This is a genomic window from Dyadobacter ginsengisoli DSM 21015 (assembly GCF_059568735.1).
This window is the reverse complement of the sequence record NZ_JCANTY010000001.1, coordinates 272,279-291,097: the sequence shown is the minus strand read 5'-3', so window position 1 is coordinate 291,097 and position 18,819 is coordinate 272,279. Positions and strand designations below refer to the sequence as shown.

Annotated in this window: 11 protein-coding genes; 5 read left to right on the top strand and 6 right to left on the bottom strand. The window is 48.9% G+C overall.

The genetic code is table 11. The annotated features are described in order from the left end of the window. From BP71_RS00940 to BP71_RS00920, 5 genes are all read left to right on the top strand, one after another. Window positions 1–1,122 (top strand): serine hydrolase domain-containing protein, encoded by a 1,122-nt coding sequence (locus BP71_RS00940; protein WP_496375637.1) that lies wholly within the window; start codon window positions 1–3, stop codon window positions 1,120–1,122. Window positions 1,123–1,330: 208 nt separating this feature from the next. Then, complete coding sequence (locus BP71_RS00935) at window positions 1,331–2,053, top strand: DoxX family protein (protein ID WP_496375635.1); 723 nt, start codon at window positions 1,331–1,333, stop codon at window positions 2,051–2,053. Between the two features lie 498 nt (window positions 2,054–2,551). Further along, window positions 2,552–5,698, top strand: coding sequence for a SusC/RagA family TonB-linked outer membrane protein (locus BP71_RS00930; RefSeq protein ID WP_496375633.1), 3,147 nt, complete (start codon window positions 2,552–2,554; stop codon window positions 5,696–5,698). An 18-nt stretch (window positions 5,699–5,716) separates the two neighbouring features. Continuing rightward, window positions 5,717–7,225 carry a RagB/SusD family nutrient uptake outer membrane protein gene (locus BP71_RS00925; RefSeq protein ID WP_496375631.1) on the top strand — a complete coding sequence of 503 codons (1,509 nt, stop codon included), beginning with the start codon at window positions 5,717–5,719 and terminating at the stop codon, window positions 7,223–7,225. A 269-nt stretch (window positions 7,226–7,494) separates the two neighbouring features. Then, window positions 7,495–7,995, top strand: a complete 501-nt coding sequence (locus BP71_RS00920) for a GNAT family N-acetyltransferase (protein WP_496375629.1) — start codon at window positions 7,495–7,497, stop codon at window positions 7,993–7,995. A 197-nt stretch (window positions 7,996–8,192) separates the two neighbouring features. Here the strand turns inward: BP71_RS00920 and BP71_RS00915 are convergent, their stop codons facing one another. From BP71_RS00915 to BP71_RS00890, 6 genes are all read right to left on the bottom strand, one after another. After that, window positions 8,193–9,650 carry a glycoside hydrolase family 30 protein gene (locus BP71_RS00915; RefSeq protein WP_496375627.1) on the bottom strand — a complete coding sequence of 486 codons (1,458 nt, stop codon included), beginning with the start codon at window positions 9,648–9,650 and terminating at the stop codon, window positions 8,193–8,195. 83 nt (window positions 9,651–9,733) lie between these two features. Continuing rightward, complete coding sequence (locus BP71_RS00910; RefSeq protein ID WP_496375625.1) at window positions 9,734–11,200, bottom strand: RagB/SusD family nutrient uptake outer membrane protein; 1,467 nt, start codon at window positions 11,198–11,200, stop codon at window positions 9,734–9,736. A 12-nt stretch (window positions 11,201–11,212) separates the two neighbouring features. Beyond that, window positions 11,213–14,179, bottom strand: a complete 2,967-nt coding sequence (locus BP71_RS00905; protein WP_496375623.1) for a SusC/RagA family TonB-linked outer membrane protein — start codon at window positions 14,177–14,179, stop codon at window positions 11,213–11,215. A 335-nt stretch (window positions 14,180–14,514) separates the two neighbouring features. Continuing rightward, a complete protein-coding gene (locus BP71_RS00900) occupies window positions 14,515–16,473 on the bottom strand; it encodes a 7TM diverse intracellular signaling domain-containing protein (protein WP_496375621.1) in 1,959 nt (652 codons plus the stop codon). A 7-nt stretch (window positions 16,474–16,480) separates the two neighbouring features. After that, a complete protein-coding gene (locus tag BP71_RS00895; RefSeq protein WP_496375619.1) occupies window positions 16,481–17,971 on the bottom strand; it encodes a serine hydrolase domain-containing protein in 1,491 nt (496 codons plus the stop codon). A 104-nt stretch (window positions 17,972–18,075) separates the two neighbouring features. Then, window positions 18,076–18,813, bottom strand: a complete 738-nt coding sequence (locus tag BP71_RS00890; protein WP_496375617.1) for a nucleotidyltransferase family protein — start codon at window positions 18,811–18,813, stop codon at window positions 18,076–18,078. Window positions 18,814–18,819: the final 6 nt, after the last annotated feature.

The window sequence follows — 18,819 nt, the reverse complement described above, 5'->3', positions numbered from 1 at the left end:
ATGAAAATAGCAACATTAAATTACCTGAAAGTCATCGTACTGACTTGCACAGGATTACTTTATTCATGTGAAGACAAAGCTCCTGTACCCGCCACTATCGAAGAGGCAGTCACCAACGCGGTTGATCCGTATATCGTGACCGGTGCCAATGTGGGCGTAATCGTGGGTGTGATCAAAAACGGCTCAAAAACGATACTCAGCTATGGAGAAAAAGAACTTGGAACCGGTGATAAAATTACATCAAAGTCTGTCCTGGAACTGGCCTCGATCACCAAAACTTTTACCGCGATCGCATTAGCAGATCTGCATTTCCGAAATAGCGTGAATCTGGACGACCCTATTGAAAAATACCTCCCGTCGCACGTCAAAGTTCCTTCTTACAACGGGACGAAGATCACGCTAAGGCACCTGGCCAACCACACTTCGGGATTTCCGCGGGCCCCGAAAAACATGGACGAAGACGCCTTCAATCCTTATGTGGGCTATTCCGAGGAAAAAATGTACGAGTTCATCAATGGTTATACATTAACCCGGGAGCCAGGTACTCAATTTGAATACTCGAATGTCGGATATGGGTTGCTTGGTCAGATCCTGAGTATCCATCACAAATCGGGCTACGAGAAGATGATCACCGAACGCGTGCTGACACCGCTCGGCATGAGGCATACCACAGTTTCGTTCACGAATGATCAGCTTCAAAATCTGGTACAGGGGCATCACGGCAACAAAAAGGTCGAATCCTGGTCCAAATACATGGAAAATATCCTGCAAGGCACCGGGTCGCTGATATCGAATATGGATGACATGCTTATTTACCTCGAGGCGAACATGCATCCGGAAAGCAACCCACTCAAAAATGCGATCACGCTGACGCATGAGCGTACATTCGGGCATTCGGGTGACTATCAGGATGGCATCGGTCTTGGATGGAGTCTTTTCACCACGGATAATCTGCATGTGGTCTGGAAAAACGGCGGAAACGGAGGCTACACTTCCTTCGTCGGGTTTGATAAGGCCTCCAAAACAGGTGTCGTCATCCTGGCAAACAGTTCACTGAACCCCGATCCTTTCCAGACACAAATGGGTTTTGAAATATTGAAAGCTATACAGAAGTTCGAATAAGTCACAGCAGAAAAATCCTTCAGAAGTTAAGCCGGTGCATCATTCTACCGGCTTAACTATTTTTTCAGCTAATAACTTTGAAATTCAAAGTACTTTTTAAAAATTGCCGCAGAATTGATTTTGCACCTACGGCATAGCTACCTCTTTCAGGACAAAAAGGCAGGCCACATCAGGATAATCACTTAACCTTTATAAACAGCGTCGCCATATGAATGTACTACACGGTCTTGGACGGTTCTACGATGAAGCCAGGGGAAATAAGTGGTTTCGTTACTTCACAACTTTTTGCCGTGTGGCTTTGGCATTAGGCTTCATTCCGTCGGGTGTCGTGAAAATAATGGGCGAACGATTCACCGCGCTTCCTGCGAATCATCCACTCGGCCATTATTTCGATGCGTTGCACCTCACAGGCTACTACTATACATTTATCGGGGTTGGACAGCTCATGACTGCATTGCTCCTGCTCATTCCGAGGACAGCACTCCTCGGCGCACTCACGGGTTTTCCCATTATACTGAATATCTGCGTGCTGGCTTACGCGGTGCGTTTCGAAGGTACCCGGATCACCACCCTTATGCTCCTGGCCAATTTATATCTGCTCTGCTGGGACTATGGCCGTTTGAAATACATTTTGCCATTGAAACGACACAATACGGGCAACGACTCCGCCGAACCGAAAACGCACAGCAACAGGTTTCCGGCGCTCTTTTTTGGATGTGTCCTTGCGATGGTCGCTTCCGTAATAGTGGTAAACCATTATTTATATGACATCCGGCCGGGGAATTCCCAGCTCGAATGCACCAATGGCTGTGCCGGTAACAGTAATCCGGAGGCATGCAATAGTTTCTGTGATTGCATTTACAACCAGGGCAAACCACTTCGCACTTGCCTGGAAGCGTACGAAAAAGCCAATGAGGCTCGTCGCCAGTGAGCATTCTGTTTAGTTTCCCATCTTACCTGCCGGCTGGCGCTTTCCTACGCGCCGGCACCTGCCCGATCGCACCTCGCATTTCACCTTCCTGCATGGCACTATAAGCCAGTACTTTAACTTTCCCGCCCAATTCCCAAGGTGTATTTTAATCCTAATTTAAGGTCATTTTAACTGCATTTAAATTTGCCGAGGCCTTTTTTGGACAATATTTTTTAAAAATATTAATAATTCCCCTCCCCTAACATTCATTTCAAATACCGCCTGCTTACGGCAAAGGGTGATTGCTGTGGCCATGGCCTGGCCATCGTGGTCCGCTCAACGTGAGCAGCCAACGTGGCCCGGCCAACGTGGTCCGGCTGTGGCCTGGTATACTTAAAATCGAAACTTAACTAAACCTGTTTGAATCATGCCCTATATCCGCTCCCCTGCTTTTCCGCGCACGAACTAGCTTCCATTTTTTGAAAACAATACGCTTAAAAAACACTAACTAATTTCTACATGAAACGTTATGTACAAAGGCCCGTCGTTCGGTCGGGAAGGATTACGAAAATAGTCCTGCTAAACCTGCTATTGCTGATTTCCCTGGTCTCCTATGCCAATACCGGCGGCCTTCCCCTCGCCGCCGACAAGAAAATTACGGGTAAAGTACTGGATCCCAAAGATTCATCTCCGCTTCCGGGTGTAAATGTACTGATCAAAGGGTCGGGCACCGGAACTTCGACGGACGCTTCCGGAAACTACGAAATTGCCGTCCCCAATGAGTCCAGCGTTCTGGTATTCAGCTTTGTAGGATTCCAAACGCAGGAAATCACGGTCGGTAACCGGTCTGTGATCGATGTGAACCTTGCTTCCGATACGAGAGCACTCACCGAAGTAGTCGTGATCGGCTACGGTACCGTCCGTAAATCGGACCTCACAGGCGCAGTGGCCACCATCAAAGGGGAGCAATTGATGGACAAACCGGTCCCCAACGTGTCCCAGGCCCTGCAAGGTAAAATTGCGGGTGTGGAAGTAAGCGTCAACAGCAATGCGCCCGGCGCGGCCGCCAAAGTACGCGTCCGGGGTACCGGCTCCATTAACTCCAGTCTCGACCCGCTTTACGTGGTCGACGGGGTCATCGGTGTTGACGGGAACGCGATCAATCCGAACGACATCGCTTCTCTGGAAGTATTGAAAGATGCCTCCTCCACGGCGATCTATGGCGCCAGGGGAGCGAACGGCGTCATCATGATCACCACCAAACGGGGTCGTGCAGGCGGGATGCGGGTCTCTTATGACGGCAATATCAACGTCAGCGACCTCTACCGGCATGTGAAAACACTGAATTCGGAGGAATTTGTGAATATCTATAACCAGGCGTACGCCAATGGTACGAAGTTCGACCCTGCCGGTGGGACCTGGACGCCGCCCGCCCTGCTCAACCACGCCAACTTCCCACTACTGTTTGATAACAACGACAAACCGTTGTACAATACAAACTGGGAAAAAGAGGTTTACAAACCTTCCGTTTCCAACAATCATCAGCTCAATTTCCAGGGCGGCAATGATAAGACCTTGTTCAGTTTGTCGCTGGGCTATCTGAACCAGAATGGCCTGATGGCGACTTCCGCTTTTAAGCGGTACAATGTCCGGTTTACAGTGGATACGGATATAAACAGGTGGTTGAAAGTAGGTGGAAGCCTGTCACTGATCAGCAGCAGACAACGGCTGGTCTCCGATGGAAACGGCAGCTTGAATGTGCCGCGCATGGTTTCGGAGGAAGTACCGATATTGCCTGTGAAATACCCCGATGGCACCTGGGCCGGCAACAACGATATCGCCGGGCTCGAAGGCGGGCCGAACCCGGTCAACATTGCTCATAACCGGTACACCATCAACAACACGCTCCAATCTCTGGGCAATACCTATTTGCTGTTTCACATTGCAAAAGACCTGGATTTCAAAACTGATTTCGGATTTAACCTGCAATCCCAGAAGAATAACTATTTCTCTTCCCAAAACCTGGCGCATATGTCTGCCGACCAGGGCGGGGTGGCGAACATCAGGGGCTACCTGAACAATTACTGGCAGTCGGAAAACTACCTGACCTACAACAAGACCATCAATACGCGCCACAAGTTTACAGCATTGCTGGGCGCTTCATGGCAACAGTACAACCAGGAAACCGATTTTGTAGAAACCCAAAACTTCATTGACGATATATTCCAGTGGCACACGCTGGGTTCCGGTTCTGTGAGGAGCTCTTCCACCTCTGCCGATTACAAATGGACCATGAATTCGTACTTCGCCCGGGCAACTTATACCCTGGACGAGAAATATCTGTTCACGGCGACCGGCCGGTACGACGGTTCCTCCAAGTTTGGAGCCAACAATAAGTATGCGTTTTTCCCCTCTGTCGGAGCAGCCTGGCGCGTGTCGGAAGAAGCTTTTCTGAAAGGGAATAAAACCATTACCAACTTGAAGGTCCGTACCAGCTATGGGCTTTCGGGTAACCAGGAGATCGGCCAGTACCAGTCCATCGCCCAGATCCAGCCCGGCACCACCAATGCAACCAGCACCATATTGAACGGCGCACTGCAATCCACGCTTTTGCCCAGCTACCTGGGTAACCCCAATCTGAAATGGGAAAAGTCTCTGCAGTTCGATGCCGGGGTCGAAATGGGACTGGGTGAGAAGATCGACCTGACAGTTGATTACTACAACCGCGTGACCAAGGACCTGCTGCTGCAAGCGCCAATCCCCTGGTCGGCGGGGGAAGTCGATGCGAATGTATACCAGAATATAGGCTCGGTCAGGAACTCGGGTGTGGAAGTGAGTTTGAATACCACCAACATCGAAACGCGTAATTTCACCTGGAGTACCAACTTCATTTTTGCCTCCAACGTAAACAAGATCCTGAAACTAAACCGCGGCAACGCCGATATTTTCCCCGGGCCCAACTTTTTGGGACAAACCAATATCCTGCGTGTCGGCGAACCGATCGGTTCCTTGTACGGCATGACCAGGCTCGGTACTTACAGTTCGGATGAGGCAGCACTCGCCGCTGAACATAACCTGAAACCGGGTGACAGAAAGTACATCTACAACGCCGACGGAAGCAATTATTACAGTATTATCGGTCGAACTACGCCCAAATGGACAGGAAGTTTCAACAGCACGATGAAATACAAAGGATGGGATCTTGCATTCAGCATCCGTTTCGTGGAAGGTTTGAATACCGCGGCGACCTTTAAGCATTCCGTGGAGGACAGGCAGACCATTGCGAACAGTCTCGCCACCGTTCTGGACGCGTGGACGCCTGATCACCAGAATACCATGATCTCACAAGTCCGCAACTACAAATTTGCGCAGGATTCACATTTTGATACCTGGTGGGTCGAAAACGGCTCGTTTATCCGCGGCCAGAATTTCATGCTCGGCTATTCCTTTGACCAGCCCGTATTGGAAAAACTGAAAATGGAACGGCTTAGGCTATACGCCAGTGTTCAGAACTTGTTCGTGATCACCAAGTATTCCGGATACGATCCCGAGGTAGACACTTTCAACTCGACCTATGGTTCCAACACCGGGTTCTCTCAAAACCTGGATTTCTTTTCCAATCCGCGCCCAAGGGTCTGGAACCTGGGATTGACACTTACTTTTTAAACCGCAACTACAAAAGATATGAAAGTGCTGAAAAATATATTATTGGCCGCATCTCTGCTGACCCTCGGCTCGTGTAGCGACTTTCTGGAAGAAACGCCAACGGGTTTTCTGACGCCCGGTTCGGAGGTGTCCAGTGGTAAAGTGGCCCGGGCCTATGCGAATTCTGCCTACGTCAATTTACAGGGGCTTCTGGCCGGCCAGCCGTCGTCCTATGGCGGAAATACCTACAATTTGCTTGAATTTATCACCGGCAAAGCAAACAGCGACCTCGGGCAGACCGGATTTATCAACTTCGAAAATCTCAGTTATACCAATACCTCGTTTTATTTTGATACCTGGTGGCAGCAAATGTACCTCGGTGTCGGGGCATGCAATCTTGCCTTGCAAAGCATACCCGGGATCAATGCCGCCGGACTCACGGACGAACAAAAAAACAACATGCTCGCCGAGGTCCACACATTACGTGCGCTCTACTATTTCTACCTGGTGCGGATGTACGGTGCGGTGCCGATCGTCACGGCTGTCCCGACCAGCCTGGATTTAAACCTCCCACGTACAGCCGCGAAGCAAATCTATGACAAAATCATCATCCCGGACCTGCTCGCGGCGGAAGCTTCCACATTGCCATGGTCGAATACCACGGGCATGGTTTCGATGTCCGCCGTAGAATCGCTGCTGGCGGATGTGTACCTGACCTACGCGGGTGCGGCGATCAACGGTGGCCAGCAATACTATGCCGAATCGGCCAAACGGTCCCTGAATGTGATCCAGAACGGCGGTTATTCGCTTTTCAAGAATTATACCGACATGATCAACCCGGCGAACAAGAACCTGGGCGAATTCATTTTCCAGGTGCAATACGCCGCCAGCGTGCCTTTGACCAACCCACTTACCCCGCTTACCATTCCCAACTATTCGGGAATTTCAAAATATGCGGATGAATACGGATCGGTTTACCCAACCCCCGAGTTTATCAAATCGTTTCCGGCGGGCGATAAGCGGGTGGAGGAAAAGCAGTTTTTTTACACTACGGCGCCGAGCATTAAAACCGGCCAGCCCGTGAAGTTCAAAAACACATACATCTATAAATGGTTTGATGCCAATGCGGTGACCAATTCTATTAAATCCGACCTCAATTTCACATTGTACCGGCTCGCTGATGTTTACCTGATGTATGCCGAAGCATCCAACCGCGCCGAAGGTTCCCCCAACAGCAAGGCCATTCAATATGTGAATGCGATCCGTGCACGTGCTAATCTGGCCCCTGTCGCCGGATTAAACCAGGCTGCATTCGAGCATGAGGTCTGGTTGCAACGTTATTTCGAGCTTTGCTTTGAAAACAAAATGTGGTTTGATATGGTCAGGACCCGGAAAGTACACAACGATGTGACCGGTAACTGGGACGATTTTGTAGGTCATAAAACCGTTTTCGGGGCAACTTTCGCGGAAAAGCAGCTATTGTTCCCTGTTCCGAGGCAAGAGTCGGATGTGAACCCGAACTTGTTACCGAATAATCCGGGGTTCTAACCTGCATTCGGTCATCAACTGCATTGAAAAGGCAGCCGGAGTTCAGCTGCCTTTTCAATTTTATGATCCAGTCCGTCCTCGCCTTCTCCGCGCTTTTTGTCGTTCTCTTAAATCCTTTATTTTGATTCGTCACCCATTTCCAATAATACGCATAAAATGAGGGAGGGATATTTGAGAACTTAGTCAAAAGAATGATCTTTAAGCCGCCATGTACCTCAAAATAATATCAACACAAAGATCCCGTTAGAACCACAAAAATAGCTTATACCTTGAATCTGGAAAACATTTCATTTAGGGCAATGACCTTAACCGATGCGGATAATATTTTAGATATCATCAACTATTATGTTGCAAATTCAACTGCCTACTTTTCTCAAACGCTTTTAGAAAAAAGCAGCATCTCAGATATGTTAAATGACAAGAGTATACTTCCGAGGTACGTAGTCCTTAGTGGCAAGGAGCTAGTTGGATTTGGGTATGCCTATAATTTCAGACCCGAAAGCACCTTTTCGCAAACAGTTAAACTGACATATTGGTTAAAAGATGGTTTTACCAGAAAAGGAATAGGAAGCAAACTTTACAATATTCTGGAAAGTGAGCTCAGGGATTTAAAAATATCGAATATTTTGGTCAATATTTCATCTGAAAATACAGCCAGTTTAAACTTTCATAGGGCATTGGGCTACAAAGAATGTGGAAATTTCGAGAAAATCGGCTACAAAAACGGCAGGTATTTTGACCTGGTTTGGCTGCAAAAATTTCTAACGTAATTTCCATCTAACGATATTGAGTAAGCAAAAGGCGCATTTAATATGTGCATTCGCGAAGTTGTATATCGCGTTTAAGGCAAAGCCCACAAACGGGCTGGCTATTAATTATCCAATCTTTTACAATCGGATCTTTGATCTTGTTTGCTAAGCCTTCTTCCACTGTTCAAAAAATCATCCAGTTCAATCGCCTCGCCCTTTCACTTCCAAACCAGCGTTGCCACCGCATTTGGATCAATCGTGTAACTAAACTGATCCTCACCAACTGTCACGGTGAATTTCTTGTTATCAGCACCTTGATTCAACACCACCAGTACTTTTGAACCATCGCCATTAATAAATGCCACATGTTCCAGCTGACTGGAAGCGCTGAATTTATCAGATTGCACCCGGAAAGCTCCCGGACGCACAAATTTCGACATATGCGCAATGGTGTAATACTCCACATTCTTTGCAATGCTGCCGTCGGAGGCAATAGTCACCACGCCCCGGCAATTGTCACAACCCTTGCTTTTCGGGCCGTCGTTTTCGTCCAGCGCGATGTTCCATAACAGCGCATTTTTCGACCAGTTGTTCGCCGTTCCGATGAAGATATTGGACATATTCCATTTCAGGTTGTCCGAGAAATTGATCGCCCAGCGTCCTCCGGATATTTCTGTAAAATAAAGACCCTTTTCCGGAAATTTCTGATGCACTTCACTCATTGCCGAAACATTTCCACCGTAAGCGTGAAAGGCCGAACCGGCCACGTACTGACTGGCTTTCGGGTCGTTCAAAATCGAGACCGGGTATCCGGGTCGGTCCCAGTTGTGATCGTAGAGGAGGATCTCCGTTTTGGTCCCGTTCACCTGAAAAAGCGGGCCGAGGTGATTTTTGATAAAATTCCCCTGCGCTGCCGAATCCATACCCATGGACGGGTAAGCTGCTTCATGTAACGGCTCATTTTGTACGGAAATCGCATCGATCGCAATGCCCTCCCTCTTGTAGGCATCGAGATATTTCACAAAATAGTTCGCGTAAACACCATACCATTCCGGTTTGAGACTACCGCCTGCCAGCTTTCCGCTCGTCTTCATCCAGGCCGGTGCCGACCACGGCGTAGCCATAATCCTGATCGCCGGCTGCAAGCCGACAACCGATTTCAAAACCGGTATCAGGTCTGCCTGATCTTTTGAAACAGAAAACTTGCTTAAAGTCGGGTCTGTTTGTCCGGCAGGTAAGTCATTGTAAGTGAAATCCTCCAAAGAAAAATCCGAGGCTCCCATGGTAATGCGTAAATAGCTCATTCCAATCCCGTTTTGCGGGTCAAAAAGATCTTTAAGCAACTCAGCACGCTGGGAAGCATTCAGCTTTTTGTTGATGAGGTATGCCGACGAGCCCGTCATAGCCGCGCCGTAGCCTTCTATTTCTTGCAGTTTTGTTGAAAAATCGATATTGATCAGGTTCGCGGCCGGCGTCACCGAGCCGGTTTTCACAATGGAAAGCGCGCTTTCACCTTTGAGCAGCTTGCTCTGCTGGCCGTTCGTAACCCAAACCGCAACCTTGTTTGTGGCGGTGGTGTCGGTGGGCAGCGGGTTATCGGTATCCGACGATTTTCCGGAACAGCTGCTTAGCGCGACCGTCAAACAGGCGACAGTCGCTATCAGAAATTTTTTCATGGATTTGATTTAAAATGAAAGTCATGCCGAAAACGGGCGTCTCAATACACCGCCCCCCTTCCGGCATGACCTGGTTCGCTCCCTCAATAACCTTTGTTCTGTATCAGATTGGCGTTTTTATCGATCTCTCCCTGTGGTATCGGCCATAGTAATTTGGTTTCAGTGAGATTATACTTCAAGCTGTTACCCGAACCATCCTTCACCGCTTCCATTACCGGGATTACCCTACCGGTCCGAGACAGATCATACCAGCGCTGGCCTTCAAATGCAAGCTCCAGCCGGCGTTCTTTTTCAATCGCCAATCGCATCGCAGCCTGGTCAGCGGCAGTAGTCGCAGCGAGTTTTGCGCGCGTCCTGATCTGATTCACCAATGTGCGCGCACCGCCCAGATCGCCGGTTTCGTTCAAAGCTTCGGCTTTCAAAAGCAACACATCCGCCAGACGATACATCACAATGTTCTGGGATGCGTCGGTGTTGCGCATTTTATAGGCGAATGGAAATTGCGTCAACGCCCAGTATTTATCCGACCATTTGCCGGTTACATTGGCTGTAAAAATAGTCGATGCTTTGCGCACCACGTCTTTTTCATCATCGTATGCCTTCAAAAGATCATTGGAAGGCGTATTGAACTTCTTCCAGTCGGTACCGTAAAACATCGAAGAACCCCAGTTTCCGCCCGTCGACCAGTCTTCAAAATTCAGTTCAAAAATAGCCTCGGCACTGTTTTCATGCTTACCATCCCACAGATCCTCGAAGCTGGGCAGCAATGTATAACCGAGCGCGATCACCTTATCCGCATTCGTTTTCACCTTTTCCCAATCCTTTTTGGTGGCGTAGACTTTTGCCAGTAATGTATGCACAGCTCCGGGCGTCACGGTCATCTTGTCCGGTCCCGACTTCGGAACAACCGGCACAGCTTCGTCCAGATCTTTGATAATCTGCGCATAAACCTCCTCGGCCGAACTTCTCGCCGGATAAAGCTTGCCATAAATTTCCTCAACATTGGAAGAAGTAATGGTCGGCAATTCATCCACCACCAGGGGAACGTCTCCGTAAATCCGGACCAGGTCAAAGTAGGCCCGCGCCCTCATGAACTTCGCCTCACCGACGATCTGCGCCTTACGGGTGTCCGATAACCCGCCACCCGTAACTTTGGGTACATTAGCGATAATCGAATTGGCACTCGCGACATGGTTGTACAGATACTGCCAGTCCCTTGCAGCAACGGCATTCGTCGAAAGGATCCGAAACTCGTCCACTTCAAACCACGCGGCATTATCCGCACCGGCATAGGAATTGTCGGATTGCCCGTCGCCCAGAATGAAGTAATCCATTACGTAATACTCCGCCGAGCCGCTTTTAAAAATGGAATAGCAGCCAGCCAGCGCTGCCTCGGCACTCGCGGCGTCCTTAATGGAAGAACCCGCCGTTCCGGTACCGCTTCCTCCCACCACAGTTTGAGAAATTGGTTGTAAATCGAGTTGATCCTGGCAAGCCGGCAGCAGCATCGACGAGCCCAGTAAAAGCGCTATATAATTGATCTTTTTCATAAAATTCCTGAATTAAAACTGAACATTGAGACCTGCTACAAATGCACGGGAAACCGGGTAGGTTCCGTAATCGATTCCCAGGGTCGCACCGCTGGACGTAAATGCATTCACCTCAGGGTCAAACCCTTTGTATTTGGTAAGGGTAAACAGGTTTTGGGCCGTCAGGTAAATAGTAGCTCTGCTCAGCTTGATTTTGTTAGCAAATTCCTTGTTCAGCGCATAGGATATGGTAGCGCTTTTCATCCGCAGGAAGGAAGCATTTTCGACAAAGCGGGACGAGATCAGGGAGTTGTTGACGTTTCCATCGGTTGCTCTCGGAATATCCGTTACATCACCGGCCTTTTGCCAGCGTCTCAACACTTCCGTCGACTGGTTCTTGCTGTCATACATTCCCTCCGTTTCCAGTCTGGAAGCATTGAATGCCTTGTTTCCCTGCGAACCCTGGAATAGGAACGACAAACTGAAACTCTTATAAGTCAGGTTATTATTCATCCCGTACGTAAACTTCGGCTGTGCAGAGCCCAGCACGGTGCGGTCGGAAGGCGAGAAAGTGCCGTCTCCGTTCACGTCTTTGTAGATCATATCACCGGTTTCGGGATTTACACCTTCCGCGATGTATCCATAGAATGTACCCAGCGAAGCGCCTTCCTGCAAAATGATGATCTGGTCGCTCCGGCCTTCGACATCCGCGTAGCGATAAATCTTGCTCAGCTGTAGTTCCGTGATCTTGTTCCGGTTAAAAGCGATGTTGAAATCGGTGGTCCATTGAAAATCGGATTTGTCGAAATTAACGGTCGACAACACAAATTCCAGACCTTTGTTTTCCAGCTTACCGGAGTTTCTTGGCATATAGGTGTAGCCGCTCGTGTTCGGCAACGGCACATTCAGCAGCAGGTCGTTTGTCTTTTTCAGGTAGGCATCCGCCGTAAAAGTCACACGGCCTTGCAGTATGCTCAGGTCGATACCGATATTGGTCTGCGTGGTCGTTTCCCATTTCAGGTCAGGATTAGGCGCGTAGGTAGGCGGCGTAACGGCGGGTCCCGAAGGCGGAACTGTTGGCGTGCGGCGCGTGTAGCTGTTCAGACCATAGGAAGCATAGTTCGCCAAACCTTCCTGATTACCGTTCTGGCCCCATCCTCCGCGCAATTTCAGGTCACTGATAAACTTCAGGTCTTCCATAAACGGCTCGGCAGAAATACGCCATCCGGCAGACACTGAAGGGAAAAAGCCCCATTGATTGCCTTTTGCCAGCTTGGACGAACCGTCCGCCCTGAAATTGGCGGTGATCAGATACTTGCTGTCAAAGTTGTACATCACGCGTCCCAGGTAAGAATTCAGGAACCATTCCGACTGTTCGGTGTACGCATCGGTAATTTCGTTGGCTGCATTGATCGTTTTCACGATGCCGTCGGAAGGAAAGTCGCGGCCCGCCATGTACGAATTATTCCAGTTATTTTTCTGAACAGTGGTACCGGCCAGTACCGAAAAATCATGCTTCTCCCATTTCTTTTCATAGTTGAGGGTATTCTCCCAAAGGTAGGTAAACGAGTTGCTTCGGGTCGCGTTTCCGAGTCCGTGGGTGCTTCCCTCACTTCCCCACCCTTCCGTGGTCCGGTATGGATCCAGGTAATAATCGTTGGAATGGTTCATGTAGTCGATCCCGAAATTGGAACGCGCCACCAGTCCTTTCGCCAACGTCAGGTCTCCGGCCACGTTGCCAAAAACCCGGTTGTCCTTCGCTGCCTGCGTAGGCCCGTACATTGCGGCCAATGGATTGTCCCAGCCGGCTTTGAGTGGATTGGTAGTGAAAATGGTACCTCTTACCGAGTCCTGAGCATAAACACCCATGATAGGCGGAGCACCTAACGCGCCCAGAACAACCGCATTGCGGCCTGCATTATTATTGTCCTTCACATCCCTGATCCGCGCATTTGCATAGCTGATATTGGTCGTCAGTTTGAACCAGCTTTTGATCTGATTGTCGAGGTTCATACGGAAAGAATACCGCTTGTAGCTCGCTGGCTTGATAATCCCGTCATCTTTCGAGATGGCGCCGGACACAAAATATTTGTTCTTATCGGTACCCCCGGAAAAAGAAAGCTGGTAATTCTGGTTATGTCCCGTTGTGAAAACTTCCTTGTTCCAGTCGGTAGTCTGGCTGCCCACCGTCACATTATTGCCCATTTCATTCATCAGGTCGGCATATTGTTGGGGATTAAGCACATTAATCTTCTTGGCTATGTTTGAAAATCCGTAATAGGCCCCGAAGCTTACCTGAGACTGATTCGCTTTCCCTCTTTTGGTAGTCACGATCACAACCCCATTGGAAGCTCTCGCCCCATAAATGGCGGCCGAGGACGCATCCTTCAATACCTGGATACTCTCTATATCATTCACATTCAGGTCGCGTGTATCCATCGTGGGAACACCGTCGATCACGTACAGCGGCTCATTACCCGCCTGCACCGAAGTGGCCCCGCGCACCCGGATGGACAACGCGCTTCCAGGCTTACCCGACGGCTGCGTTACCTGCACGCCCGCTGCTTTTCCCTGCAATGCTTGGGCTGCCTGCAAAATGGGCCGCTCTTCGATGTCCTTTGTATCCACCGAAGCGATGGACGTCGTGACATCTCCACGCTTTTGTGTGCCGTAACCGATTACGACGACTTCATCCAGATTCCTCAGATCTGCGGTAAGCGTTACATCGATCTGTGTTTGATTTCCGACCGTAATTTCCTGGGTTCCGTAACCGATAAATGAAACGACCAGCACAGCCTGCCCGTTAGGCACACCGATCGAATAGTTTCCGTCTACATCTGTTACAGTCCCTGATTGCGTCCCCTTCACCAGAACACTTGCACCGGGCAGTGTCTGCTGTTGCTGATCCCTGATCACACCTTTCACGACAATATCCTGCCCGTACGCCAGGCCGGCCACCGCGAAAATCATGGCAATGAACATCGTAACTCTCTTTCCCATAATTTGTTAATGAGTTATTGGTAATTTATTTAATAATTTCTAGGACAATTCCATGCAGCAAATTTAGGTATACTTTGATAAATTCAATACACCAATATTTATATAAAATGCTGTAAAATAGCAACTTACGAACATAATGATACGGTTCAGCCCCGTTATGGAAGCAGGGCGATTTAACTGATTTACAAGCAATGAGAAGTGCTTTTTGAAGAAGGGGGGCAACAAAACTGATACGCCTGCAAACCGGCCGTTTTTTGTACAAAAAATTTGCCAGAGGTTGTTATCGACCCGCGAATTGGAACAGGTAAGGAAAGAAAATTGCCGGATGCTGCGAGTCAGGCCGGTTCCAGGGAGTGGTCCAAAACCAGTAAACTCCACCCTTCGCCCGACTTGGATGCAGCGATTTCTTTGCGCCGGTCGTGCATTACCTTTTTGATCCTGCTCGCGTAAGCCCAGCAGGTACTTTGCCGGATGGAAAGGATTTCGGAGAGCTTATGGGAAGAAATTTTGCCTTTGGTGGTATAAATCAAAAAGACCATATAAAATGCCTTGTTGATGGGAATGCGGGTGTTCTGAAAAACGGTATGAGCTATGACGGACTCGTCGTAGTCACATTTGGCACATCTCCGGCTGTACGGGTTATGTCCGTGAAAATAATGATCGTGCCCGCATTTCCGGCATTCATAGTGGTCCTTTTCAGTGGCATTGCCCCATTTCATTCCAGCCAGAAACCGGAAACAGCTGTCGTTGTCGGGATAAATCCTGCTGAATTCTTCAAAATTCACTTCGGTGGACATCACCCTTGCCTGCGTTACCTTCGCCACACTGGTATGCAGTACTTCGTTATCTTTTTCCAGCAGCAGGTTCATTTGCAGGATTTCTTCCTTTTGTTGCTGCAAAAGTGCATTCACCTCCGTCAGTTCCTGGTTTTGCGCTTCGATAATGGCCGATTTTTCGAGTACTTCCTTTGTACGTTCTTCCACCTGCGATTCAAGCCGGACCGTCAGCGAATCTTTCAGTTTCTCATTCAGCTTCATCTGATGGATGATTTGCCTCTGTGCCTTATCCTTCTTCTTTTTCAGTACCCGCACTTTATCGCCGATCGCAAAAGACAGGAAGATCATCTCGATCACGAAACAAATGCTCAGACTATAATAAGTAACGACACCGAAGTTGAGCCCTTCGACGTGCAGCATCAGTAATAACTTATGTATGAAACCAATAGAAAGAAATGTATAGCCCAAAACAAAAAAACGGGCCGGGTAATATCCCTGCCTGTAAATGTAAATCCCGGTATAAAAGGCCACTGCGAGCGGAACCAGTTCTATGAATTTATAGCTGAACCAGTTGGTATCAACGATAAAACAGATAGCAAAGAAGAGTGTCCGCAATGCCATCACTAAAATGATAAAGCGATCCAGTCTTGGCGCTTTTTTATGCGTATAAAGCAATGTCCGGGTAAACTGTAGCGCGAAAATACTGATCCCGTACAAGGCAATGCCGTAAGCGTACTGGTTCCAGCCCGGTGCATCGGGCCAGAGATACTGATAGGCGATGCCGTCAATGCACATCTCAAAAAGACCAACGCAAAGGTTATAAAGGACGTAATACAGGTATTGCACCTGCCTCACCGCCAGGTACATCATCAGGTTATAGAAGCTGAAAACCAGCACCATACCATAGAATATCCCGAAAATAAAATACTCGTCGAGCGCGTATTGAATAAAGCGGTTTACGGACCTCAAAACGATAATGGCATCTGCTGTCTGGTGTGATTTTACCCTGAAATAGTAAGTACCGTCAAATGCTGCGGTGTTGGGAATGTTGAGTTCGAAGTTTTTATGTGCATACTCCCTGTTTTTGAAAGGTAGCTGGTCGCCCATTCGCCGCACGCTGTATTTCCCGTTTTCATCCGGCAAAAATGCGGTAATGTCATCGATCGTCTGATCGAAAAATTCCAGTATCCAGTTTTTGTTGCTTTCTGGATTATGCCGGATCCTGATCCTGAACCAATAAGTTGATTTCAGATTATAATTCTGCGGCGTATTCGTCTTACCGGTTACAAAACGCCCGTTCAGTGCGGGGGACAAAACCTGCTCCAATGTGTAGATACCTTCCGTGTCTTCGAGGTATTGAATTTCCCGTCCGGCAAAAATGTGCTGATCTGCCGTATCCGCTATTTTAACACTGGATTGCGAAAATACCTGCCCCCAGGTGCACAGGACAAGCAACAAGCTCATCACCAGCAGATTGAAGCTTTTACAGGGGGCGCAAATGAATAATTTGAGGGTCATGGTATCGCTAGTTATCTTGCCCGGCATCACTAAAAGCAGGAAGGATCATCTTCTCGACCTTGTCCCAGGTGATGCTATGGCTGCCGTTAAAATCCGACGGGTTATGATGCAGGGTGAGCACCAGCAGATTCAGGTCAGGCACTATGTACAACATCTGCCCTCCGTAGCCGGAGGCAAATACTACCGGAAATGTCTTTTCTCCAACCCGGAATGCTCCGCGCCACCACTGATACCCATAGCCCGAATCACGGCCAAAGGCATTGACGGGGAGATTGAATGCCGTGCTTTCCTTTATCCATGATGAAGAAACGACCTGTTTCCCTCGCCATTTCCCCTCATCCAGCACCAGTTGGCCCATTTTCAAGACATCACGCGGTTTCAGGAATAGCCCGCCTCCGGTATGCACCTGCCCATTTCCGGATGACCAGGAATACTTTCCGATTCCAAGGTCTTTAAACAGCGTCTGCTGCGCGTATTGGTCAGCCGGCTTGCCCGTAGCTTTCAGTAAAACTCCGCCGAGCAGTACCGAGAGCCCGCTGTTGTACTCGAATTTTTCGCCTGGCCTGTCTGTTGAATCCGGACTTTTGGACAACACATATTCATACATGTCCTTGCTCTGGTTCATTCTGACGGCATCGTTTCGCGGATCAGTATAAGGGATGTCTTCCGCCCAATCCAACCCGGCAGACATGGTTAGGGCATGGCGCAAGGTAGGTGAAGCATTCGTTGTTTTTGCGGAATATGCCGGAAAAAAGCTCCACAGAGGAGCATCCAGGTTTTTGATCAACCCCTGATCGGAGGCAATACCTGTTAGGAGTGACGTAACACTTTTTGTGGCCGACTGAATGCTGTGAATCCTGTCCTGGCCACCCAGATAAAAGTATTCTTCAAGTACCAGCCGGCCGTTTCGTGCGACAAGCAAAGCGTCCAGTCCATGGTATTTGCCTTGGAGGATTTGCCGGAACAATTCCTGTATGGGTTTCGACCCGAGACTACTCTTGCTCATCGTTCCGACTTCCCAGCCATCATCCAGTGAATGAGGGCGCCGGTATTCCCAGGCCTTCAGCGGCTGCATATTGGAATCGGTTCGTGCCGGTCGTTGCGATGACCATCGTTCTGCTTTCTCAAAACGGAGTGTATCCGCTTTCTGACCAGGGACCATTAATATCCCGTTGATCGCCGTTTTGTCCTCTGATATCCGGCCATCAAATGTAGCACCGGCTCCAAGGTCCAGTTTGATCGCCTGGTTGTTAACTTCGACACCGGGAAGATCCGCCGCGATCATTACCTCGGCAAGCTCAAACCGTCCGCTCCACTTCCTGTTGAACAAATCCTGGCGCAGTTCAAAATCAAAAGCGCTTTTAAGATTGGGAATGGCTTCAAATTCTGTGTGCCAGATCCCGACCAATTGCCGGTCGCCAGGTGAGCAGGCGATAGCAATTAACAGCCACATCAGGGCCGTAAAGTATTTTTTTGCCAGATTATCGGGTAAGCCCATTTAAATCCCGAATTGTTTCATTCTTGTAAATTAATACAATTCAATGAAAAAATCCGTCGCGCGGTTCCCTGTGGCAGGGTCTCTGACGCAGGCGACACCTACATTTATTGGCAGATCTTTCCGTTCTCGATGGTTTGCGCTTTTTCCAATGTTTCTATTGTTCCAATGTCTATCCAATAGCTGCTGCCCAGCGGCACGGCAATTGTCTTGCATTGTGCGCTCAGCGCGGACTGAATGAGCTGCCAGCCTTCCATAGGCTGGTTTTCAGGTAGCAGTTTGAATACTTTTTTGTTGAAAATGTAAATCCCCGTATTGATTCGCAATTCATACGAAGGCTTTTCATAAAATCGCTGTACCTGGCCGTCCGGAGTGATATCCAGGACGCCATATGGAATTTCTATGTTGTTATGGGCTGTCAAAATCGCCAGATCGGCCGATTGGGAAAAAAATGACGAGACGAGCGAGTTGACGTCGAAATCGGAAAAAATATCGCCATTGATGACCAGAAATGAGTCATATGGCCAGTCTTTTTTAAGCGTAATGGCTCCAATACTGCCCATAGGCTCCCTTTCGCAGACGTAACGGATAGAGAGGCCTATGTCGTTCCCGCTGTCAAGGTACTCCATGACCTGCTCCGCCAGGTGCCCCACCGACACATACAGCTCCGTGACCCCGAGCCGGCTGAGGTGTTCCGTTATGTGGCGGATGATTGGCTTCCCAGCCACCTCTACCAGCGATTTGTGTTTACTTTTTGTAAAGTGCTGCAGGCGTGTACCCTTCCCTCCGGCCATGATTACAACGTTGACAGGCCATACGTTTTGGCTGATTATATCATTATCCATACCTAT